The sequence below is a fragment of the Pseudomonas sp. WMBT8 genome (assembly GCF_050916005.1).
GTDB lineage: Bacteria > Pseudomonadota > Gammaproteobacteria > Pseudomonadales > Pseudomonadaceae > Aquipseudomonas.
Genome location: NZ_CP188096.1, coordinates 3924229 through 3944310, shown reverse-complemented (window position 1 = coordinate 3944310; position 20082 = coordinate 3924229). Strand labels below are relative to the sequence as shown.

Genomic DNA, 20082 nt, shown 5'->3' with positions numbered 1-20082 from the left:
TCCATTGAATATGTGGTGTACGCCAGACGGGAACAGTCGGTTCGAGTGATACGAAGCCTGGTCCATAATCATTGGCCTGCGTTGATGACTGGGTTGTTGTAGATGGTGTTGCCGCTGTTCTTCACGCCACTGTCGTTGAGGTCGTAGTTCAAGCCCACACCAATGCCCTTGTTGATCGGGAACAGGCGGGTGAAGTACATGTCCACCGCTTCCACGGTGGCGCCGATGCCCGACTGCGGCACGTAGATCAGGTCGCCACGTTGCAGGGCCACCCGAGGGTGATTGGGATCGGTCAGCATGCTGTTCAAGCTGATGAAGTAAGTCTTGTACTTGCCATCCGGGCCGGTACGCATCAGGGCCACGTTGGAGGCGTCCGCCGAGGCCAGCACGCCGCCGGAGCTGAGCAAGGCCTGCTCCACACTGACATTACCCGCCAGGTCGAAAAACGCCGGGTTCGGCACCGCACCGCCGATAAACACCTTGTTGCTCGGGGCGCTGGCGATGTTTACCGTCACTGCCGGTTCACGGTAGATGCGCTTGTACTTGTCGGTGATTTCCTTGCCCAGGTCTTCCGGCGTGCGCAATGCCGCCTTGACTCGACCGATGTTGGGGATGGAGATCACGCCGTCGGGGCGCACGACAAATACCGTCATGTCGTCGGCCGCCGCTGGCTCCTGGGCATCGCGCACGATGCGCAACAGGTCGCCACTCTGGATCAGCACCTGCGGGGGCGGCAGGTCGGCCAAGGTCAGCGCCGCCTGGTGGCCGGCCTTGAGCGTGTTGTTGTCAGGAAGCGGCACCCGCGCAGGGGTCGAACAACCAGCCAGCCAGATCGAGGCACTCAACAGGCTGAACAGGGTAAGACGGGAACGTCGGTTGGTAGTCTTCATGACGGCTCAAGTCCAGTAGGTGGAAAACATGCCCAGGCGCTGCTTGAGCGATTTGGGCAGGTAGCGTTCAAGGTGGCCGAGGCGATAGCCCAGCAATTTAAAGGCACTGCGCACCACCACTTCGGGGGCGCGGTGCAAGGCGTTGGCCTCGCGCAAGGCACGTAATTCGGCCAGTACATAGCGTTTACCTTCACCGCCGGCGTCGCCAAACGCCTGGCGAATCCACGGCTCGCGGCCGTAGAACACACCAATGTCGAAGTAGCGGTGAAATTCATCCATGAGTCGGTAATCGTGGGAGTGATAAACCCGCGCGCTGGCGGCGTACTGCACCTTCCAGCCCGCCAGCAGCAGGCGCGCGGCGACGTAGGCGTCTTCGCTGCCGATCACATCGGCAGGAAAGCCGCCCACGGCCTCTAGGGCGCTGCGCCGGTACACGGAAAACGAATCGGAGCTAAAGCAGGTCTTGATCCCCAACTGCGGCGCATCGGCCAGGCTTTTGCTGCGGCTGTGGGCCGGGTAGTTGAAGTGCCGCGACTGCGCGCCCAGCACTCCCGCACCGGGGTGCGGCAGCTGCCGGCCATAGGCGACGCCGTTGAGTGGGTCCAGTTGCAGCTCGGCGAGCAGGTTGGCGAAGGTCTCGGGCTCGGCCGGGATCGCATCCTGGGTCATCACGATCAGCGCATCGCCACCCACCTGCTCGCTGGCCCAGCGCCGGGTGCCGCCGTGGTTGAAGTCGCGGGCGGCGATCACTTCGACACGCGCGCCAAACTCGCGAAAGCGCGCCACCGTGTCATCGCTCGAGGCGCTGTCCACTACCAGCATTGCGTCGGGTTGCAGGGTCTGCATGCGCAGCGCCGGCAGCAGCCGGTCGAGGTGGCCGGCGGCGTTGCGGGTCGGGATGATCAGGGACGTACGCATCAGGGCTTGGGCTCGCTGGCGGGCGCACGGCCGTAGATGTCGTCGAAGCGCACAATGTCGTCTTCGCCCAGGTATTCGCCGCTCTGCACCTCGATCATCACCAGGTCGATGATGCCGGGGTTGGTCAGGCGGTGTTTGTGCCCGGCGGGAATATAGGTGGACTCGTTCATGTTGAGCAGGATCTCGCGCTCGCCATTGGTGATCATTGCCGCGCCGCTGACCACTACCCAGTGTTCGCTGCGGTGATGGTGCATTTGCAACGACAGCGAGCCCTTGGGCTTGACCACGATGCGCTTGATCTTGAAGCGCGTGCTTTCCTCCAGCACCGTGTACGTGCCCCAGGGCCGGGTGACGGTGCGGTGCAGGCTGAACGCGGGATGATTCTGGCGCTTGAGCTCGGCAACGATATGGCGCACATCCTGGCTGCGGTTGGCGTCGGCAATCAGAAGGGCGTCGGGGGTGTCGACGATGATCAGGTCACGCACCCCGACCGCGCCCAATACGCGCTTGGGCGAGTCGATATAGCAGTTGTGCACGTCGTGCAGGATCGCTTCGCCATTGATCTGGTTGCCGTTGTCGTCGCTGGGGGTCAGCTGGCGCAGGGCTTCCCAGGAGCCGATATCGCTCCAGCCGATGTCACACGGCACTACGGCAACCTGGGCGGATTTCTCCATCAGGGCCACGTCGATGGAGATGTCCGGCGCGGTGCCAAAGCCTTGCGGGTTCAGTTCGCGCTGGCGGCTGCTGCTGTTTTGCAGGCTGGTGCTGTGTTCCAGCGCCGCCTTGGCTGCGTCCAGCACGGCCGGGGCGTGGGTCGCCAGCTCTTCGAGCAGGGTGGCGGCCTTGAAGCAGAACATCCCGGCATTCCATAGGTGCTTGCCGCCGTCGAGGTAGCCTTGGGCGGTGGCCAGGTCGGGTTTTTCGACGAAGCGCTGGACACGGAAACCCTGGGCCAGCGCCGGGCCTTGTTCGATATAGCCAAAGCCGGTCTCGGGGCGGTCGGGCTGGATGCCGAAGGTCACCAGGTAACCCGCTTCGGCCAATTCGCGGGCCTGGGCCACGGCCTTGGCGAAGGCGTTTTCATCGAGGATCAGGTGGTCGGCCGGCATCACCAGCAATTGCGCATCGGCGCCGAAAAACTCCTGCACATGCAGGGCAGCGACCGCGATGGCCGCAGCCGTGTTGCGGCCGAACGGTTCCAGCAGCAAATCCAGGCCCAGGTGGGCGGTGTTGACTGCGCGGTAATCGTCGAGGGTGCGAAACAGCAGGTCGCGGTTGGTCACCGTCAGCACGCTGTCGACCCCCAGCAGGCGGCTGGCGCGCAGGAAAGTTTTCTGCAACAGGCTCTGGTCGTCGCGCATGCGCATGAACGGCTTGGGCATGTTCTGCCGCGAAACCGGCCACAGCCGCGTGCCCGAGCCACCGGAGATGATGCAGGGAATCAATCCGTTGAGGGTGTTCATCAATAGACTTCCTTGGTGGAAAGGACGGCCGGGACCGTCATGAAAACGATGTACAGGTCAAACCACACCGACCATTTGGCGATGTATTCCAGGTCGTATTCGACCCGTTTCTGGATCTTGAACAGGGTGTCGGTTTCACCCCGGTAGCCATTGATCTGCGCCCAGCCGGTGATGCCCGGCTTGACCCGGTGCCGCGAGCTGTATTCGCTGACGGCTTCCTCGAACGGAATCCCGGCGGCCTTGGTGGCGGTGGCATGGGGGCGCGGACCGACCATCGACATATTGCCCAGCAGCACATTGAACAGTTGCGGCAGCTCGTCGATGCTGGTCTTGCGAATGATTCGCCCGACACGGGTGATACGTGGGTCGCGGCGGGTGGTCTGGCACTCGGCGTTGAAATCGCTCTGGTCGACGTACATCGAGCGGAACTTGAACACCCGGATCAGGTTGTCGTTATAGCCGTAGCGCTTCTGGCGAAACAGCACCGGGCCCTTGGAGTCGAGCTTGATGGCAATGGCGGTCACCACCATGATCGGCGACAACAGCAGCAGGCCTGCGCTGGCCAACAGCAGGTCTTCACAGCGCTTGATAAAGGGTGACCAACCGCGCAACGGCAGTTGCGAGGTGTTGAACATCAGGATGCCGCCGACATCGGTGATGCGGTTATGGCCATAGCGCAGGGCGGCCATGTCCGGCACCAGCATGACGTTGACCGACATCTGCCGCAGGCGCTTGACCAGCCCGTTGATGCGCTGCTCGGCGGCCCAGGGCAGGGTGATCATCACCTGGTTGACCTGTTCGGACCTGATCAGTTTTTCCAGGTCGCGGGTGTTGCCCAGCAACGGCAGGTTGCTCAATTCCTTGGGGATGCGTTCGGTGCGGTCGTCGATAAAACCGATCAGGCCGGAGCGGATGTCACTGTTGCGCGACAGGTGTTCGGCCACATGGATGGCGGTGTCGGTAAAGCCGAGGATCACCGTGCGCTGCAGGAACTTGCCGTTCTTCATCAGGTTGCGATACAGGCGTAGCATCAGGATGCGTTCCACGCCAAACAGGATCAGGCTCAGGCTGAACCAGAACATCAGGTTGCGCGGGCTCAACTGTGGGAACAGCAGCAGGATCTGGTACATGAACAGCAGGATGCAAAACGCCGAGATCCACGCGACCAACATCACGCGAAAACGCAGGCGGTTGCTGAACAGGTCCTCGGAGTACACCCCCAGGGCCTGGAACAGAATAATGGTCAGGATCGCAAAAAACAGCAGCAGGCCCAGGTAGTGGCCACGCATTTGCGGGTCGACCGGATCCGGGTAGAACAACAGGATCATCGCCGGCAGGACTGCCGTCAGGCCGTGGATTAATTTGACGAAAACCACAAAGAATTCAACAAAACCGGTACGAGTCAGAAACAGGCTGTCGACTGACGACTTCTCACGCATAAATCATCCCTCAATACACCACCAGGACTTCCCTGTTCGTTTGCTCATCCATAAGGCAGGTCTGCTTTATAAGTGGTGCAAGGCGAACGACTGCTTTCACTGGGTAACGCGCAATTGCCTGTCTGGGCGCAGGCTGTTGCGAAGTAATGTCTAAATGATGGCTCCTTTTGATTTTCTCGTCAAGGTTTTGACTTTTTCCATGGGTCTAGCCGTCTAGTGTCATAAGATACTCTTGTGATGACGGTTTGTTGACATATTTTGCGGTATTCTCAGATTAATCGAGAATAAGTGATGGCTTTTTGGAGTGTAGAAACAAAAGCGGGAATTATCCTGCCGGGCAGGAAAAGCTTTTTTGACGGGCTGCACCGGCATCTGTAGGAACTCTCTGGCGGCTGCTGGCATCTGGCCCAGGGGTGAGACTAATCTACGGTTTTCCCTGGCGGATGAGCTAAGCATGATCGATCTCCCAACCCTGGCGGTTTTCTCTGGCTCCGTGCTGCTGTTGCTGCTGTCGCCCGGGCCGAATATGGCCTTTGTCATCAGTCATGGCGTGAGCTATGGCTGGCGCGGTGGGGCGGCGGCGGGGTTGGGGATCGGGGTGGCCGACCTGCTACTGACCGCACTCACCGCTACCGGTGTCACCGCGTTGGTGGCCAGTTGGCCCCCGGCGTTTGACCTGATTCGTTATGCCGGGGTGGTCTACCTGCTGTGGCTGGCGTTCAAGACCTTGCAGAAAAAACCGTCCCTGGATACCGCCCAAGTTGTGCGGGTACGCCTGGGCGGGGTGTTTATGCGGGCCATGCTCAACAGCCTGCTCAACCCCAAGGCGCTGCTGTTTTTCATGGTGTTCCTGCCGCAGTTCGTCAAACCCGAGGCCGGCCCCATTGCCCTGCAATTGGTGCAGTTGGGTGCGGTCCTGACGCTGATTGCGGGCGTATTTCACGCGGTACTGGGGGTTTTTGGCGGGGCGATCAGCCGGTTTTTCGCCGGTAGTAAAAGAACCGCCGGCCTGCAGAAATGGGGGCTGGCCACGGTGCTGACGGTGTTGGCCGTGCGCCTGGCGGTGATGCCGCGCAGCTTGTAAATGGCAGATGCCTCTCCTTGTGGGAGCGGGCTTGCTCGCGATAGCGGCGGTTCAGCCACTATTTTTGGCGGCTGGTGTACCGCCATCGCAGGCAAGCCAGCTCCTACCTTTGATTTGTGGTGTGGCCCAAACTACTGCCCCGACGCACATCCCCTGTGGGAGCGGGCTTGCCCGCGATAGCGGCAGTTCAGCCATTATTTTTGGCGGCTGGTATACCGCCATCGCAGGCAAGCCAGCTCCTACCTTTGATTTGTGGTGTGGCCCAAACTTCTGCCTCGACGCACATCCCCTGTGGGAGCGGGCTTGCTCGCGAAAGCAGTGGGTCAGTCAACATCAATGTTTGCTGGGCCGACGTCCTCGCGAGCAAGCCCGCTCCCACAAGGGGAAAAGCGTCCGGCCTTCAGCCCAGCCGCGCCGCCGCCCGTGCGGCAATTTCGCCCCGGGTCTTGCGTGATTCAGCGGTACGCTTATTCGCCTCGTCCAGCACCGGCCGTGGCGCGGTGTCCGGGCGGCCGGCATTGAAGGGCGGGGCTGGCGCATATTCAAGCTGCAATTGCACCAACTGCGCCGCCGCCTCGCCGTACAGCTCGGCGGCCAGGGTCAGGGCAAAGTCGATCCCCGCCGTGATGCCGCCCCCGGTGAACAGATTGCCGTCGCGTACCACACGCTCCTGCACCGCAGTCGCGCCCAAAGTGGCCAGCATCTCGTGATAGGCCCAATGCGTGGTGGCTCGCCGCCCGCGCAGCAAACCCGCCGCTCCCAGCACCAGCGAGCCGGTACACACCGACGTCACATAGCGCGCGGTCTGGGATTGTGCCCGCAGAAAGTCCAGGGTCGGCTCATCTTCCATCAGCGGCCCAACCCCCGAGCCGCCCGGTACGCAGATCACGTCCAGCGTCGGGCAATGGTCGTAGGTGATGGTCGGCGACAGCACCAACCCGCTGCTGGAAGTGATCGGCGCCAAGTCTTTCCAGATCAGGTGCAACTTTACGTCCGGCAATGACGCCAGTACGTCGTAGGGGCCGGTGAGGTCCAGTTGCTGGATGCCGGGGAACAACACAAAGCCGATCTGCAAGGTCATGGTGAAACTCCAGGAGAGGGGATGGACGGCTTCACTCTAGTGGCCTAGGCTTTGGCGTATACGCCATTGAGCCCACGAATCACGCCAATCATGCCGAAAATCATCCATGTGCTGGCCTTTGCCAACGTGCAGGTACTCGACGTCACCGGGCCGTTGCAAGTGTTTGCCTCGGCCAACGACCTGGCCCGCCAGCAAGGTTTGCCGTTGCCCTATGCGGTCAACGTGGTTGCCGCCCAGGCCGAGCCGGTGATGACCTCTGCCGGCCTGGCCCTGGTGGCCGAGCCGTTGCCTGCCGCCGATACGCCTTGCGACACCCTGGTGATCGCTGGTGGCTGGGGCGTGTATGGGGCGGCCGATGATCCGCAACTGGTGGAGTGGGTGCGGCAAAAAGCCAAGCAGTCGCGGCGCATCACCTCGGTGTGTACCGGTGCCTTCCTGTTGGCCGCCAGTGGCCTGCTGGACGGCTGCCGTGTCGCCACCCACTGGACGCGCTGCGAGGAACTGGCGCTTAAATACCCCAGGCTGCGGGTCGAGGCCAACCCGATCTTTATCCAGCAGGGCTCGCTCTGGACTTCGGCGGGGGTCACGGCTGGTATCGATTTGTGCCTGGCCCTGGTGGAACAGGACCTGGGCCGCGCGGTGGCCCTGGAAGTAGCGCGGCACCTGGTGGTGTTTCTCAAACGACCCGGTGGGCAGTCGCAGTTCAGCGTCACCCTGTCCCTGCAAAAGGGCGGCAGCCGCTTCAGTCAATTGCATGCGTGGATTGCCGAGCACCTGCACCTTAACTTGAACATCCCGACCCTGGCGGCTGCGTGTGGCATGAGCGAACGCAGCTTCGTACGCCATTACCGCGCCGAAACCGGCCAGACCCCGGCCCGGGCGGTGGAACTGATCCGCGTGGAAACCGCACGCCGGCAACTGGCCGACAGCACCGTGGCAATCAAGCGCATCGCGGCGCAATGCGGCTTTGGCAGCGAAGAAACCATGCGCCGCAGTTTTATCCGCGCGTTGTCGATCACCCCGCAGCTTTATCGCGAGCGGTTTGCGGCGCCGGCGTGAGTCTGCTCCAGCAGTTCAAACAATGCATCGAGGGTGGCCTGCGGTGCTTCCTGGGGAATATTGTGGCCCACCCCGGCGAGCACCCGGCGTCGATAGAGTCCGCTGAAATTGCCCACGTCGTCATCCACCTCGGGAGCCGGGCCGACACCGTCGTCGGCGCCGCACAGCGAAATGCTTGGCACCGAAATCGGCGGCGGCTGCACCAGCGCCTGTTCAATCCCTTCCAGCGCCGGATCACCCTCGGCATACATGAAACGATGGCGATAGGAGTGGATCACCACCTCCACAAAGTCCGGGTTATCAAACGAGGGCGCCGTCTGCGGGTAAAGGCTCGGCCCCTCGGCCCAGGAGGGCGACCAGAGTGACCACAGCAGTTCACACAGCTCGCCGCGGTTGGCGGTCAGGCCATCGACACCCCGTTGGGTGTGGAAATAGAACTGGTACCACAACCGATGCTCCGTGACCGGCGCGCGTGGCTGGACGGACTTGGCAATGTCCTGAATGTTGTAGCCATCACCTGTGACCAGGCAGCGTACGCGCGTGGGCCAAAGCGCCGCGACAATGCACGCGGCGCGCCCGCCCCAGTCATAACCAGCAAGGGCTGCCTGGTCGATGGACAGGGCGTCCATGAAATCCAGCAGGTCCTTGGCCAGCGCCGCCTGTTGGCCGGAGCGCATTACCTGGGCGTGGGCAAAACGGGTCGGGCCGTAGCCGCGCAGGTAAGGCACCAGCACGCGATAGCCAGCCTCGGCCAACACCGGCGCGATGGCATCGTAGCCGCGAGGGTCATAGGGAAAACCGTGCAGCAGAATCACCACTTCGCCGTCGGCCGGGCCATGGGCTTCGTAGGCGATATCGAGCATGGGAGTGCGGATATACAGCAGCGCGATCGAGGGGCTCATTGGGACTCCGTTAGGGTCACAGCAGGGAGCCTGGACTTTAGCGCGAAACCTTTGCGTGTTCATGGGCCAGCAGCGAAAACACTTGCAGGTCCTGATAACGCCCCGCCCAAAACCCGGCCTCGCGCAGCACGCCTTCGCGGCTAAAACCCAGGCGCCCCAGCAGCGCCTGGGACGGCAGGTTGCGCGGATGAACCAGCGCTTCGACACGATGCAGTTGCATCTGCGCAAAGCCCCAATCGAGCACGCTGCCCAGGGCCTCGTTCATCAAGCCTTTGCCCCTGGCCGCCGGTGCCAGCTCGCAGGCCAGGGCGCAGCTGTTCCACTGGCGATTCCATTTGAACAGCCCACAGGTGCCAATCAACCTGCCTTCACATTCCAGACCCCAGCGCGTGCCCGGATTGGCCTGGGTCCGCCATTGAGCGAAGGTGGCGATCAGGGCGTGGGCCTGGGATACATCGGTCATGGGATCAATGCCAAACCAGGGCATGGCCTCGGCGTCGCGATAGATCGCGAACAGCGCCGGGGCGTCGTGGGGGGTCAACTCCCGCAGGTGCAAACGTTCAGTGTGCAGGGTGGGGAACGCATCCCTGTGGTGTGGCGCGGTTGGCGTGGGTATCGACTGAACATTGTCGGGCGCCAGGGGCGGGTTCATATTCGTTCCTTGAATACAGGAGGGGGCAGGCAGATAGCTTGCTCAAGGTAGCAAAGATCAAAGGTGGAGCGGTCGAGCTTTAGCGAGGCAGCGATGGCGTCGGTGCAGCCAATGTGGAGGTTGCCTGATAGCTTCTACAAGGGTTTCACTTCGCTGCTCGATTCTCAAGGTTGCCACACGGTTTTTTCCCCACTCAACTTGCGATCCAGAAACGTCGCCGCGCTGATCAGCGCCAAATGGCTCAAGGCCTGGGGCGTGTTGCCTAGATGCCGTGCCTGGCTGTCGAACTCTTCGGCATACAGCCCCAGCGGGTTGGCATAGCGCAGCAGTTGCTCGAACTCCAGGTGGGCCTTTTCCACTTGCCCCGCGCGGGCCAGGCATTCGACGTACCAGAATGAACAGGCGGTAAACGCCCCCTCTGTGCCTTGCAAGCCGTCAATCTGGCTGTCGTCATTGCGGTAGCGGTACACCATGCCGTCGCGCACCAGGCTTTTCTGGATGGCCTCCAGGGTCGACAGCCAGCGCGGGTCGGTAGCCGCCACGAAGCGCACCAGTGGCATCAACAGCATCGACCCATCCAGTGCAGTGCTGCCGATGTGCTGCACGAAATGCCCGCGTTCGGCGTTCCAGAAGTTGCTCCAGATATCTTCATAAATCGCCTGGCGGGTCTGGTCCCAGCGGGCGAACGGGGCTGGCAGCGAGCGTTTGGAGGCCAGGCGTATCGCCCGGTCGAGCGCCACCCAGCACATCAGCCGCGAGTGCAGGAAGTGATGCTGCTCGCCACGCATCTCCCAGATGCCGACGTCTTTCTGGTTCCAGGTTTCGCACACCTGGTCCACCACTTCCAGGGTGTGTTTCCAGCCTTCATGGGAGATGGCCTCGCCGTACTTGTTGACCAGGTACACCGCGTCCATCAGTTCGCCAAAGATATCCAGTTGCACCTGGTCAAAGGCCTCGTTGCCAATGCGCACCGGTTGCGCGCCGCCGTGGCCGCTGAGGTGGGTCAACTCGGTTTCCGGCAGCTGTTGGCGGCCGTCGATGCCATACAGGATATTGATTTTCATCGGCTGCCCGCAGCAGTCGCTGACGCGCCCGCGCAGCCAGCGCATGTAGTCATTGGCTTCCTGGACAAACCCCAGGCGCATAAAGGCATAGACGGTGAACGAGGCGTCGCGGATCCAGGTGTAGCGGTAGTCCCAATTGCGCTCGCCGCCGGGGCTTTCGGGCAGGCCGAAGGTGGCCGCTGCGAGGATCGCTCCGTGTTTGCGCGAGGTCAAAAGCTTCAGGGCCAGGGCCGAGCGGTTGACCATTTCCCGCCAGCGGCCACGGTAGTTGGACTGCGCCAGCCAGCCGCGCCAGAACTGCAGGGTGCGTTGCAGGCACAGGTCGGTGCCGCCACTGTCGACACGCACATCGTCGAGGCCGCCAAGGACAAATTCGGCGCCCTGGTCCTGGTCCAGGGTAAAGCAGGCGACCGCGGCATCGTCCTCGATCTGTACCGGTAGGCTGCTGGCCAGGCGCAGGCCGGGCAGGCCCGGGGCTTGGAAACATACATCGGTCTTATCCGCCGTAGCCCGGGTGGGCGCCCGGGCATAGTCATGGCGTACCGCGCAGCGCATATGCAGGGTGGCCTTGCCGCTCACCACCCGCACGCGGCGGATCAGCAGGGGCAGGTCGTCGACGTCGTCGCTGATGCTCAGCAGGTCGGTGATTTCCACCACCGCCTCATCGCTCAGCCAGCGGGTTTGCAGGACGTTGGTGTCCGGCAGGTAGATTTGTTCGCGGCGCGCCTCGGGCAGGTCTGGGGTGAGCTGGAAGATCCCGGCGGCGGGGGAGTCGAGCAGTGAGCAGAAGATCGACGGGCTGTCGAATTCCGGCCAGCAGAAAAAATCGATGCTGCCCTGGTCGTTGATCAGCGCTGCACTGCGCATGTCGCCGATGATGCCGTGGGCGTCGATGGCGCTTTGCGCTTCGTTTTTCAGATCAACCATTGTCTTTGAACTCCGGATAAAGGCTCATGCCGCCGTCGATAAACAAGGTGCTGCCCACCACATAGTCGGACGCATCACTGGCCAGCCAGACCACGGCGTTGGCCACATCCTCCACGTCGCCAACGCGGCCATAGGGGATCAGTTTGAGCAACTGCTGCTCGGCATCGCCCTCGGTGGCGGCGCGGTTGATGGCCGTGCGGATCGCCCCCGGCGCGATGCCGTTGATGCGGATCCGTTGGTGGCTGACTTCCTGGGCGAGGCTGCGCATCAGCATCTCGACGCCGCCCTTGGAGGCCGCGTAATTGACGTGGCCGGCCCAGGGGATCAACTGGTGCACCGAACTCATATGGATGATCTTGCCGGCGGCCCGCGATACGCCGACTCGCACACCCTGGCGGTTGAAAATGCGCAAGGCGGCGCGGGCGCAGAGGAACTGGCCGGTGAGGTTGACGCCAATCACCGCGTTCCATTGCTCAAGGGTCATGTCGCTGATGGCGGCGTCTTTCTGCAGGCCCGAGTTGGCCACCAGGATGTCCAGGTGGCCGAAGGCGTCGAGGGTTTGCGCAAACAGGCGCTCGACATCGGCCTCCCTGGACACGTCGGCACCGATCGCCAGGGCCCGGCCACCGGCCTGGTTGATCTGCGCGGCCAGGGCCTGGGCGGGTTCTGCCTGGCTGTTGTAGTTCACCACCACCGCCGCGCCGGCGGCGGCCAACGCTTTGGCGGCGCCCGCGCCAATGCCGGAGCTGGCCCCGGTGACCACGGCCACTTGTTGTTCCAACGAGATGCGCATTGTCCACCCAACCTTTCTTCAGGAGTCCATTGAGCTGACTGATGGTGCGCGGCACAAGTTCAGCGGCTTGTCTGAAATGCGACGATGGCTGTCTATATCTATCGTTTTCGCCAGCGGGCTTTTGGTTAGAATCAGCGGCTTGATGACGTGAGACGCTGCCCATGACAACTGCGCACCGGCCTTGGCTTGAGGCTTATGCCGACAACTACCGCAACGACGAAGTGGTCCACCCCCATTGTCATACCCAGGCGCAACTGATTCACGGGGTCACCGGAGTGATGGTGGTCAGCACCGCCCAGGGCAGTTGGCTGGTGCCGTCCGGGCATGCGTTGTGGGTGCCCGCCGGGACGCCCCACGAGATCCGTATGGCCGGCGAGGTGCACATGCGCACCTTGTTCCTGATACCTGAGGTGGAGCCAAGCCTGGGCCGGACCTGCCAGGTGATCGAGGTCTCGGCCCTGCTGCGCGAGCTGATCGTGGCCGCCACACAGATCGCCGGCCAGAACAGCCCACGCTTGCAGGCCATGGTGGAGCTGATCCGCATGGAGCTGCTGGCTGCACCGGTGGTGGCCATGCATGTGCCGGTTCCCGGCGAAGCGCGCTTGGCCCGGCTATGTAACCGGTTTATCCGCAACCCATCCGATGACAGCAGCCTGGAGTCCTGGGCCGAGACCCTGAACATGAGCGCGCGCACCCTGAGCCGGATTTTCCAGCGGGAACTGGGCATGAGCTTTGGCGAGTGGCGCAAGCGTGCGCGCCTGGCCCTGAGCCTGAAGCTGCTGGCCCAGGGCGCTTCGATCCTGGAGGTGGCGCTGGAGCATGGTTACCAGAGCCCGAGCGCGTTCAGCGCGATGTTCCGTCGTTCACTGGGGTATCCGCCGAGTCATTTCCGTCCCGGGGCCTGATGTTGCTTCATGTAACCCAATTGTCCATTTGGCGACGATACATGGCCCTGGCGCGGGCGAATCCGCCAGGGTGCATGCCTAATCTGCAAAGCTCATTCTTCAGCGAGCTTTGTGATGCCCAGCCTTGTCGTTCATCCACCCACTAGCCATCGATCCCCGGCATCCCTGACCCTGCTTCTGCTGGGCGCGCTGGCCGGATGCAGCGGCCTGCCCGACGAGCCAGCCGCGCAGTTGACAGCCCAGGCGGCGCCGCAATTGTCCAGTGGCTCGGCCACCCAGCCGCTGCCCCAGCGCTGGTGGCAGTTGTACCGCGACCCGCAATTGGACCGGCTGGTCGAGCAGGCCTTGAGCCACAACAAAGACCTGGAGGCTGCCGCCGCCCATGTCGACGCGTTGCTGGCCCGCCTGGAACAGGTCGACAGCGAGCGCCAACCCTCGAGCCTGCTGACCTACGGCGTGGGCTATGGCCGCAGCCGAGACGACCAGACCCTGGCCCAGGCGAGCGGTAAACATGCCGACGCCCAATGGAGCCATACGCCCGGATTCGCCCTGAGCTACACCCTGGACCTGTGGGGCGAGGTGCGTTATCGCCTGGCCGCCGCCCGCGCCGATGCGGATGCGGCGCGCGCGCTGGAAGATGAATGGCGGGTGACGGTGGCCGCGCAAATCACCCGCGCCTATGGTCAGGCCTGCGTCTATGAGTTCAGCCGCCAGGTGCAGCGTCATTCGGTGCAAGTGTTGGAGCGCAGTGTAGAAGTCACCCGCGCGTTGCAGAAAGCCGGGGCGGCGACGGCGCTGGACCTGGCGCGCCTCGATGGCCTGCTGGAAGAAACCCGTGCGCCGTTGCCGATATTGACTGCCCGCCGTCAGGCCGCCCTGTATGAATTGGCGGTGCTCAGTGGGGTGGCGCCCCAGGACGTGGCCCGCAACAGCTGTGCCCGACCCCCGCAATTGCAGGCGCCGCTGCCGGTGGGGGACGGCTGGGCGCTGGTGCAGCGGCGTGCCGATATCCGGCGTGCCGAGCGCCAACTGCAAGCGGCCACGCTGGCCATCGGTGTCGCGCGCGCAGATTTGTATCCGCGGGTGACGTTCGGTGCCGCGCTGGAGTCTTCCGCCAGCAGCCTGGGCAAGTTGGGGGACAGTGAGGCGCTGGTGTATTCCGTGGGGCCGTTGCTGTCCTGGCGCTTTCCCCATCGCGGCGTTGCCCAGGCCCAGGTGGGCCAGCGCCGGGCCCAGGCGCGCGAGGCCCAGGCGCGTTTTGACGGCACGGTACTCAATGCCTTGAAACAGGTCGAGCAAGCCCTGGCCCTGTATCAGGGCGAACAGCAACGCCGCCAGGCCCTGCAAGCCGCGCTGGACAGCAGCCAGCGGGCGTTTGAGCTGGCCAACCGCAGTTTTCGGGCCGGCGCCCTCGATGCCCTGCAACTGCTGGACAGTGAGCGCAGCCTGGTCAACCTGCAGGCCACCCTGGCCCAGGCCGACCTGCGCTTGATCAACCGCCAGATCGACCTGTTCCAGGCCCTAGGTGGCGGCTGGCAACGTGACGATCACCCCCAACCCATCCCCCTTGCGACCCTTGGAGCCACGCCATGAACCAGGCTGTTGAACCCGCCATCCTGCAATCCACTCCCAGCTTGATGCAACGCCATCGCCGCGCATTGTTGACGGGCGCATCCCTGGCGACGCTGTTGGGGCTGGGGCTGTTTGCCGGGTATTGGTGGCAATGGGGGCGATTCCTTGAAGAAACCGACGATGCCTACGTGCGCGCCGATTGGGTGGCAATCAGCCCACGCATCGCCGGCTACGTGGCCCAGGTGTTGGTGGAGGACAACCAGCCGGTCAAGGCCGGGGATGTGCTGGTACGCCTGGATGACCGCGACTTTATCGAACAGTTGCACAGCACCGAGGCCAAGTTGCAGCAAGCCCGGGCAGCGGCGACGGCGCGCCAGTCCAGCCTGCATACCCTGGACGCACGCCTGGGCGAGCAGCAGCAACGCATCGTCCAGGCTCAGGCTGCGTTGAGCAGCAGCGAGGCCGAGGCTCATCGTGCCCGCCTGGACTTCCTGCGTTATCGCGACCTGGTGGACCAGCAGATTGCTACCCGTGAGCGCCTGGAAACCGCCAGTGCCGGCCAGGCCAAGGCGCTGGCGGCAGTGACCGAGGCCCGTGCCCAAGTGGCCCGGCAGCAGGCCCAGTGCCAGGTGTTGCAGGCGCGCCGCCAACAGGCCCAGGCGCGGATTGCCCAATCCCAGGCCCGGGTGGGCGAGGCCCAGGCCAAACTGGCCCTGGCTCGCAACGCCTTGAATGACACGGCGATCCGCGCGCCGTTCGATGGGGTCGTGGGCCAGCGCAAGGTGCGTCGCCAGCAGTACGTGATGCCGGGCCTGCCGTTGCTGGCGGTGGTGCCGGTGGAGCAGGCCTATGTGATCGCCAACTACAAGGAAACCCAGTTGCAACACATGGCGCCGGGGCAATCGGTGGATATCGCGGTGGACAGTTTTTCCGGCCAGCACTGGCGCGGCCAGGTAGAAAGCATCGCGCCCGGTTCCGGCGCGGTGTTTGCCTTGTTGCCGCCGGATAACGCCACCGGCAATTTCACCAAGATCGTGCAGCGCTTTGCGGTGAAGATCCGCCTGGTGACCGACGCGGCGAATGCGCCCGTCATCTTGCCGGGAATGTCGGTGATCGCCACGGTGGACACCCGTCCGGCCAGCCAGCAGGACGGTTCCCATGGAGGCTGATGCACGCACCTCGAACGTATCGTTTCGCGCCTGGGTCGCGGTGATCGGTGGCTTGTTCGGGTGTTTCATGGCCGGCATGAACGTGCATGTCACCAGCGCCGCCCTGCCGGAAATCGAAGGGGCCCTGGGGGCTACGTTCGAGGAGGGTTCGTGGATTTCCACGGCCTATCTGGTGGCGGAAATCATCATGATCCCGCTCACTGCCTGGCTGGTGCAGGTGTTTTCGTTGCGGCGGGTGATGTTGTGGGGCTCCGGGGTGTTTCTGGTGGCCTCGGTGGCGTGCTCGATGGCGCCTAACCTGCCGGTGATGATCATCATCCGGGTCATCCAGGGCGCGGCGGGGGCGGTGCTGATTCCGTTGTCGTTCCAGTTGATCATCACTGAGTTGCCCGCCAGCAAGATCCCCCTGGGCATGGCGCTGTTCAGCCTGGCCAACAGTGTGGCCCAGGCTGCGGGGCCGTCCATTGGTGGCTGGCTGACTGATGTTTATTCGTGGCGCTGGATCTTCTACCTGCAACTGTTTCCCGGCGTTGCCCTGTTGGCGGCCGTGGCCTGGTCCATCGACCGCCAGCCGATGAACCTTGGGTTGCTGCGCCAGGGCGACTGGCTGGGCATCGCCTGCATGGTGCTGGGGTTGGGGGCATTGCAGATCGTGCTGGAGGAGGGTGGGCGCAAGGACTGGTTCGGCTCCTCCTTTATTGTGTGGATGAGCCTGGCGGCGGTAGTGGGGTTGGTGGGTTTTGTCGGCCGGCAATTGTGGGGCAGCAAAAGCTTTATCAACCTGCGGTTGTTGGCGCACTACAACTTTGGCGTCGCCAGCGTGGCGATGTTTATCTTCGGCGCCAGTACGTATGGCCTGGTATTTCTGGTGCCCAACTACCTGTCCCAGATGCAGGGCTACAACGCCAGTGAAATTGGCATCAGCCTGATTGCCTATGGTTTGGTGCAACTGGTGCTGGCGCCGTTCCTGCCGCGGCTGATGAAGTGGTTGAGCGCGAAAATCCTCGTGGCTTCGGGTTTTGCGATCATGGCTTTGGGCTGCTGGATGGGCGCGCATTTGTCGGCAGACAGCGCCAGTAACGTGATCATCCCCTCGATCGTGGTGCGCGGCATTGGCCAGCCGCTGATCATGGTGGCGCTGTCGGTGCTGGCCGTGCATGGGCTGGCCAAGGCGCAGTCCGGTTCGGCCTCGGCGGTGTTCTCGATGCTGCGCAACCTGGGCGGTGCGGTGGGCACGGCCTTGCTGGCGCAACTGGTGGTGGTGCGCGAGCAGGTGCATTCGGCGCGCATCGGTGAGTCGCTGAGCATTTTCGAACCTGCTTTGCAGCAACATTTGCCGGGCGGCGGCGTGTTGCAGGAACAATGGCCGCAGCAGCAGCAAGTGCTGGAGTTGCTCGACCAGAGCGTGCGGCACCAGGCATTTTTGATGGCTTACAGCGACGCGTTCTACCTGGCGTGTGTGGCGCTGACCTTGTGTGCGGTGGCGGCGTTGCTGCTTCGTCGCACTTGATGGCTGTCGCGGGTTGAGCAATTCAGCGATTGGGTTTCAGCCCCCGCAGCAGCAACTCCAAGCCTTGCAGCGCTTGCTCCAGGCGTTCGTCCGGGCGTTCGGCATGGGCAATCCATTGCGCCGTATCCACCAGGCTGCCATTGATCAATCGGGCCAGCGCCAGGCTGGGGGCCTGTTCAACCAGCCCGGCGTGCATCAACCCCTCCAGCAGCCCGCGCAATGATTGGATGCATTGCTGCTGGGCTGCGGTGTTTTCGCCAAGTACTGCCGGTGCATCTTGCAGCACGATGCGCTGGATCTCGGGGTCCTGGGCCATGCGCAGATAGGCGCGACAGCGTTCGCAAAAACCATCCCAGGGGTTTTCGGCCTGGGCGCTGATCTGCTGTAGACGTTGATCCATCTCGCCGTCGAGTTGCGCGACTACCGCCGCCAATAAGCCTTTTTTGTCGCCAAAGTGATGGTACAACGCTCCACGGGTCAGGCCGGCGCGGGCGGTGAAATCATCCATCGAGGTATTGGCAAAGCCTTGGGCGGCAAAGGCCTGGCGGGCGCTGGCAAGCAGGCGGGCACGGGTTTGTTCGATCATCTCGGCGCGGGCTCGGCTCATGGGAAACGCTCGCTATTTGCAGGTGAGTGGTTGACATACGCTGCGTATGTTACTCATGATTTGCCACATACGCACCGTATATCTTTCATCGGATGGCCAGCTCCAGGGCTCCCAGCAAGAGGTCACGCACCATGGCAAACCCCTACGCCGAGCTGTTCAAGGCGCCAGGCTCCAGGGCTTTTGTATCGGCTGGCATGCTCGCCCGCATGCCGATTTCCATGACCGGTATCGGGTTGATCACCATGTTGTCGCAGCTTCGCGGCGGCTATGGGCTGGCGGGCGCGGTGGCGGCGACGTTTGCCCTGGCCACGGCCTTTTGCGCGCCGCAGGTTTCACGGCTGGTGGACCGTTACGGCCAGGGCCGTGTCTTGCCGGTGGCGGCGATGATTGGCGGGGGGGCGTTGCTGTTGCTATTGCTGTGCACCCGCTTGCAGGCGCCGGACTGGACTCTGTTTATCTTTGCCGCCCTGGCCGGGTGCATGCCCAACATGTCGGCCATGGTGCGGGCGCGCTGGACCGAGATCTATCGCGGCCAGCCGCGTTTGCAAACCGCCTTTGCCCTGGAATCGGTGCTCGACGAGGTGTGTTTTATCCTCGGCCCGCCGCTGTCGGTGGGGTTGTGTGTGCTGCTGTTTCCGGAAGCCGGGCCCCTGGTGGGGGCGGCCTTGCTGGCGGTCGGGGTGAGCACGTTCGTCCTGCAAAAACAGACGGAGCCTGCCGTCCATGCACAGCTTGAGCAGCATGGCCGCTGGCTGATTACCCAACCTTCGGTGCTGGTGTTGATGATCCTGCTGATGGCCATGGGCACCATTGTCGGGGTGGTGGATGTGGTCAGCGTGGCGTTTGCCGAGCATCAGGGCCAGCCGGCTGCCGCGAGCATCGTGCTGTCGGTGTATGCCATTGGCTCGTGCCTGGCGGGGTTGGCCTTTGGCGCGTTGAAACTGCACATGCCGTTGCCCCGGCAGTTCCTGCTGTGTGGCCTGGCCACGGCGTTGACCACCCTGCCGTTGTTGTGGGTGGGGGACATTCTCGGGCTGTCGCTGGCGGTGTTTGTCTCCGGGCTGTTTTTTGCGCCGACGCTGATTGTGTCCATGGCCCTGGTGGAACGGGTCGTGCCACCCAGTCGCCTGACCGAAGGCATGACCTGGCTGATCACGGGCCTGAGCATCGGCGTGGCCATCGGTGCTGCCAGTTCCGGCTGGATGATCGACCAATCTGGCGCCCCCAGCGGGTTCTGGGTGGCGCTGGTGGCCGGCGCGGTGGTGCTGGTGGCCGCGGTGTTGGGCTACCGCCGCCTGGGATGAGTCACCCCAGGGCGGGGTGACTGTCCGCACCGTGATGGCGCAGGAACTCGTGCAACGCCTGGCGCGTCAGGTCGTTGAGCGTGACCTTTTTCTGCGTCGCCGCCAGGGCTGCGGCCAGGTGCAGATCATGGCCGACCCGCACATTGAACGAGCCTTTGCAGGGCTTTTCCGGTGTCTGGCCCAGGGTCTGGCAAGTAGCCAGGTAATCCTCCACGGCCTCGCGAAAGGCCGCTTCCAACTGGGCCACGGTCTGGCCTTCGTAGCTGACCAGCGGGCGGATAAACAGCAGCTTGCCGAACAGGCAATTGTCCTCGACGCTGGCTTCTATGGAGCCGATGTAGCCTTTGTGTCTCAACTGGTTGCTCATTGAATCAAGCCTCCTGATTCCAACTGTTCAATGATCTGGCGCCGAATGTAGTACTTCAGCTCATTGCCAGGGTGGGGCTTGTGCAGGGTGATCATTGCACTCGGGTCGCCAATGTCGAACTTGACGCGGCTCCCAGCCCCTTCGATTTGTCGATAACCCAGCCAGCCCAGCAACGTGACGAGCTCGGGCCAGGTAAATGCCATCTGCAGGTTGAGCAGTTTGGCGAGCAGCTTTTCATTTTTGGACACGGCGTTCCCTGCGTGTAACTAAATGTAGTTGCAAATGCGGTAATCCGTCAATGATAGGACGCCTTCGCGGGCCTCTGTCGGGTTTGATGTAACGCCCGATGACTGCACTCGCCTGCGCTAATTTTTCC

At 63.1% G+C, this 20082-nt stretch carries 19 protein-coding genes; 7 read left to right on the top strand and 12 right to left on the bottom strand.

Annotated elements, in window-relative coordinates:
* Positions 1-68 precede the first annotated feature (68 nt).
* Genes ACO77H_RS17755 through ACO77H_RS17740 form a run of 4 tightly spaced genes read right to left on the bottom strand, consistent with a single transcriptional unit; the run spans position 69 to position 4710 of the window.
* Entirely contained in the window at positions 69-890 is an 822-nt protein-coding gene (locus ACO77H_RS17755) for a polysaccharide biosynthesis/export family protein (protein ID WP_170043697.1), read from the bottom strand.
* 6 nt (positions 891-896) lie between these two features.
* On the bottom strand, positions 897-1808 hold the full coding sequence (locus ACO77H_RS17750; RefSeq protein WP_432754380.1) for a glycosyltransferase family 2 protein: 912 nt from the start codon (positions 1806-1808) through the stop codon (positions 897-899).
* A complete protein-coding gene (locus ACO77H_RS17745) occupies positions 1808-3271 on the bottom strand; it encodes a mannose-1-phosphate guanylyltransferase/mannose-6-phosphate isomerase (RefSeq protein WP_432754379.1) in 1464 nt (487 codons plus the stop codon). The genes ACO77H_RS17750 and ACO77H_RS17745 overlap by 1 nt, the downstream gene beginning before the upstream one ends.
* Entirely contained in the window at positions 3271-4710 is a 1440-nt protein-coding gene (locus ACO77H_RS17740; protein WP_170043700.1) for an undecaprenyl-phosphate glucose phosphotransferase, read from the bottom strand. The genes ACO77H_RS17745 and ACO77H_RS17740 overlap by 1 nt, the downstream gene beginning before the upstream one ends.
* A 454-nt stretch (positions 4711-5164) precedes the next feature.
* Here ACO77H_RS17740 and ACO77H_RS17735 point away from each other — a divergent pair, with 454 nt between their 5' ends.
* On the top strand, positions 5165-5794 hold the full coding sequence (locus tag ACO77H_RS17735) for a LysE family translocator (RefSeq protein ID WP_432754378.1): 630 nt from the start codon (positions 5165-5167) through the stop codon (positions 5792-5794).
* Positions 5795-6194: 400 nt separating this feature from the next.
* On the opposite strand, the gene inhA is transcribed toward ACO77H_RS17735, so the two are convergent.
* A complete protein-coding gene (inhA, locus tag ACO77H_RS17730; protein ID WP_169954790.1) occupies positions 6195-6875 on the bottom strand; it encodes an isonitrile hydratase in 681 nt (226 codons plus the stop codon).
* Positions 6876-6965: 90 nt separating this feature from the next.
* Between inhA and ACO77H_RS17725 the strand changes: the two genes are divergently transcribed.
* Positions 6966-7934: a GlxA family transcriptional regulator gene (locus ACO77H_RS17725; protein WP_172314455.1), complete on the top strand. Its 969-nt coding sequence runs from the start codon at positions 6966-6968 to the stop codon at positions 7932-7934.
* Here the strand turns inward: ACO77H_RS17725 and ACO77H_RS17720 are convergent.
* The 4 genes from ACO77H_RS17720 to ACO77H_RS17705 all read right to left on the bottom strand — a co-directional run bounded on the left by ACO77H_RS17720 (position 7904) and on the right by ACO77H_RS17705 (position 12272).
* On the bottom strand, positions 7904-8836 hold the full coding sequence (locus tag ACO77H_RS17720) for an alpha/beta fold hydrolase (protein ID WP_172314457.1): 933 nt from the start codon (positions 8834-8836) through the stop codon (positions 7904-7906). The genes ACO77H_RS17725 and ACO77H_RS17720 overlap by 31 nt on opposite strands.
* Positions 8837-8873: 37 nt before the next feature.
* The gene (locus ACO77H_RS17715) at positions 8874-9488 is read right to left on the bottom strand and encodes a GNAT family N-acetyltransferase (protein WP_170058400.1); all 615 of its coding nucleotides are present in this window, start codon (positions 9486-9488) and stop codon (positions 8874-8876) included.
* Between the two features lie 164 nt (positions 9489-9652).
* On the bottom strand, positions 9653-11479 hold the full coding sequence (locus ACO77H_RS17710) for a glycoside hydrolase family 15 protein (protein WP_169954787.1): 1827 nt from the start codon (positions 11477-11479) through the stop codon (positions 9653-9655).
* Positions 11472-12272, bottom strand: coding sequence for a glucose 1-dehydrogenase (locus tag ACO77H_RS17705; RefSeq protein WP_169954786.1), 801 nt, complete (start codon positions 12270-12272; stop codon positions 11472-11474). The genes ACO77H_RS17710 and ACO77H_RS17705 overlap by 8 nt, the downstream gene beginning before the upstream one ends.
* A 161-nt stretch (positions 12273-12433) precedes the next feature.
* On the opposite strand from ACO77H_RS17705, the gene ACO77H_RS17700 reads away from it, so the two are divergent.
* From ACO77H_RS17700 to ACO77H_RS17685, 4 genes are all read left to right on the top strand, one after another.
* On the top strand, positions 12434-13177 hold the full coding sequence (locus ACO77H_RS17700; RefSeq protein WP_170043706.1) for an AraC family transcriptional regulator: 744 nt from the start codon (positions 12434-12436) through the stop codon (positions 13175-13177).
* A gap of 114 nt (positions 13178-13291) precedes the next feature.
* Positions 13292-14770, top strand: a complete 1479-nt coding sequence (locus ACO77H_RS17695) for an efflux transporter outer membrane subunit (RefSeq protein ID WP_432754377.1) — start codon at positions 13292-13294, stop codon at positions 14768-14770.
* Positions 14767-15918: an HlyD family secretion protein gene (locus ACO77H_RS17690; protein WP_169954783.1), complete on the top strand. Its 1152-nt coding sequence runs from the start codon at positions 14767-14769 to the stop codon at positions 15916-15918. The genes ACO77H_RS17695 and ACO77H_RS17690 overlap by 4 nt, the downstream gene beginning before the upstream one ends.
* The gene (locus tag ACO77H_RS17685) at positions 15908-17428 is read left to right on the top strand and encodes an MDR family MFS transporter (protein ID WP_169954782.1); all 1521 of its coding nucleotides are present in this window, start codon (positions 15908-15910) and stop codon (positions 17426-17428) included. Before ACO77H_RS17690 ends, ACO77H_RS17685 begins: the two co-directional genes overlap by 11 nt.
* A 22-nt stretch (positions 17429-17450) precedes the next feature.
* Here the strand turns inward: ACO77H_RS17685 and ACO77H_RS17680 are convergent, their stop codons facing one another.
* Positions 17451-18035 (bottom strand): TetR/AcrR family transcriptional regulator, encoded by a 585-nt coding sequence (locus tag ACO77H_RS17680; RefSeq protein WP_169954781.1) that lies wholly within the window; start codon positions 18033-18035, stop codon positions 17451-17453.
* A gap of 131 nt (positions 18036-18166) precedes the next feature.
* Here ACO77H_RS17680 and ACO77H_RS17675 point away from each other — a divergent pair, with 131 nt between their 5' ends.
* Positions 18167-19339 carry an MFS transporter gene (locus tag ACO77H_RS17675; protein ID WP_169954780.1) on the top strand — a complete coding sequence of 391 codons (1173 nt, stop codon included), beginning with the start codon at positions 18167-18169 and terminating at the stop codon, positions 19337-19339.
* A gap of 1 nt (position 19340) precedes the next feature.
* Here the strand turns inward: ACO77H_RS17675 and ACO77H_RS17670 are convergent, their stop codons facing one another.
* Entirely contained in the window at positions 19341-19706 is a 366-nt protein-coding gene (locus tag ACO77H_RS17670) for a type II toxin-antitoxin system HicB family antitoxin (RefSeq protein ID WP_169954779.1), read from the bottom strand.
* The gene (locus ACO77H_RS17665; RefSeq protein ID WP_057439099.1) at positions 19703-19954 is read right to left on the bottom strand and encodes a type II toxin-antitoxin system HicA family toxin; all 252 of its coding nucleotides are present in this window, start codon (positions 19952-19954) and stop codon (positions 19703-19705) included. The genes ACO77H_RS17670 and ACO77H_RS17665 overlap by 4 nt, the downstream gene beginning before the upstream one ends.
* Positions 19955-20082 lie beyond the last annotated feature (128 nt).

Excerpts from the sequence above, each read along its gene's own strand:
- ACO77H_RS17755 (WP_170043697.1), bottom strand. The coding sequence starts at position 890 with ATGAAGACTACCAACCGACGTTCCCGTCTTACCCTGTTCAGCCTGTTG.
- ACO77H_RS17750 (WP_432754380.1), bottom strand. The coding sequence starts at position 1,808 with ATGCGTACGTCCCTGATCATCCCGACCCGCAACGCCGCCGGCCACCTC.
- ACO77H_RS17745 (WP_432754379.1), bottom strand. The coding sequence starts at position 3,271 with ATGAACACCCTCAACGGATTGATTCCCTGCATCATCTCCGGTGGCTCG.
- ACO77H_RS17740 (WP_170043700.1), bottom strand. The coding sequence starts at position 4,710 with ATGCGTGAGAAGTCGTCAGTCGACAGCCTGTTTCTGACTCGTACCGGT.
- ACO77H_RS17735 (WP_432754378.1), top strand. The coding sequence starts at position 5,165 with ATGATCGATCTCCCAACCCTGGCGGTTTTCTCTGGCTCCGTGCTGCTG.
- inhA (WP_169954790.1), bottom strand. The coding sequence starts at position 6,875 with ATGACCTTGCAGATCGGCTTTGTGTTGTTCCCCGGCATCCAGCAACTG.
- ACO77H_RS17725 (WP_172314455.1), top strand. The coding sequence starts at position 6,966 with ATGCCGAAAATCATCCATGTGCTGGCCTTTGCCAACGTGCAGGTACTC.
- ACO77H_RS17720 (WP_172314457.1), bottom strand. The coding sequence starts at position 8,836 with ATGAGCCCCTCGATCGCGCTGCTGTATATCCGCACTCCCATGCTCGAT.
- ACO77H_RS17715 (WP_170058400.1), bottom strand. The coding sequence starts at position 9,488 with ATGAACCCGCCCCTGGCGCCCGACAATGTTCAGTCGATACCCACGCCA.
- ACO77H_RS17710 (WP_169954787.1), bottom strand. The coding sequence starts at position 11,479 with ATGGTTGATCTGAAAAACGAAGCGCAAAGCGCCATCGACGCCCACGGC.
- ACO77H_RS17705 (WP_169954786.1), bottom strand. The coding sequence starts at position 12,272 with ATGCGCATCTCGTTGGAACAACAAGTGGCCGTGGTCACCGGGGCCAGC.
- ACO77H_RS17700 (WP_170043706.1), top strand. The coding sequence starts at position 12,434 with ATGACAACTGCGCACCGGCCTTGGCTTGAGGCTTATGCCGACAACTAC.
- ACO77H_RS17695 (WP_432754377.1), top strand. The coding sequence starts at position 13,292 with ATGCCCAGCCTTGTCGTTCATCCACCCACTAGCCATCGATCCCCGGCA.
- ACO77H_RS17690 (WP_169954783.1), top strand. The coding sequence starts at position 14,767 with ATGAACCAGGCTGTTGAACCCGCCATCCTGCAATCCACTCCCAGCTTG.
- ACO77H_RS17685 (WP_169954782.1), top strand. The coding sequence starts at position 15,908 with ATGGAGGCTGATGCACGCACCTCGAACGTATCGTTTCGCGCCTGGGTC.
- ACO77H_RS17680 (WP_169954781.1), bottom strand. The coding sequence starts at position 18,035 with ATGAGCCGAGCCCGCGCCGAGATGATCGAACAAACCCGTGCCCGCCTG.
- ACO77H_RS17675 (WP_169954780.1), top strand. The coding sequence starts at position 18,167 with ATGGCAAACCCCTACGCCGAGCTGTTCAAGGCGCCAGGCTCCAGGGCT.
- ACO77H_RS17670 (WP_169954779.1), bottom strand. The coding sequence starts at position 19,706 with ATGAGCAACCAGTTGAGACACAAAGGCTACATCGGCTCCATAGAAGCC.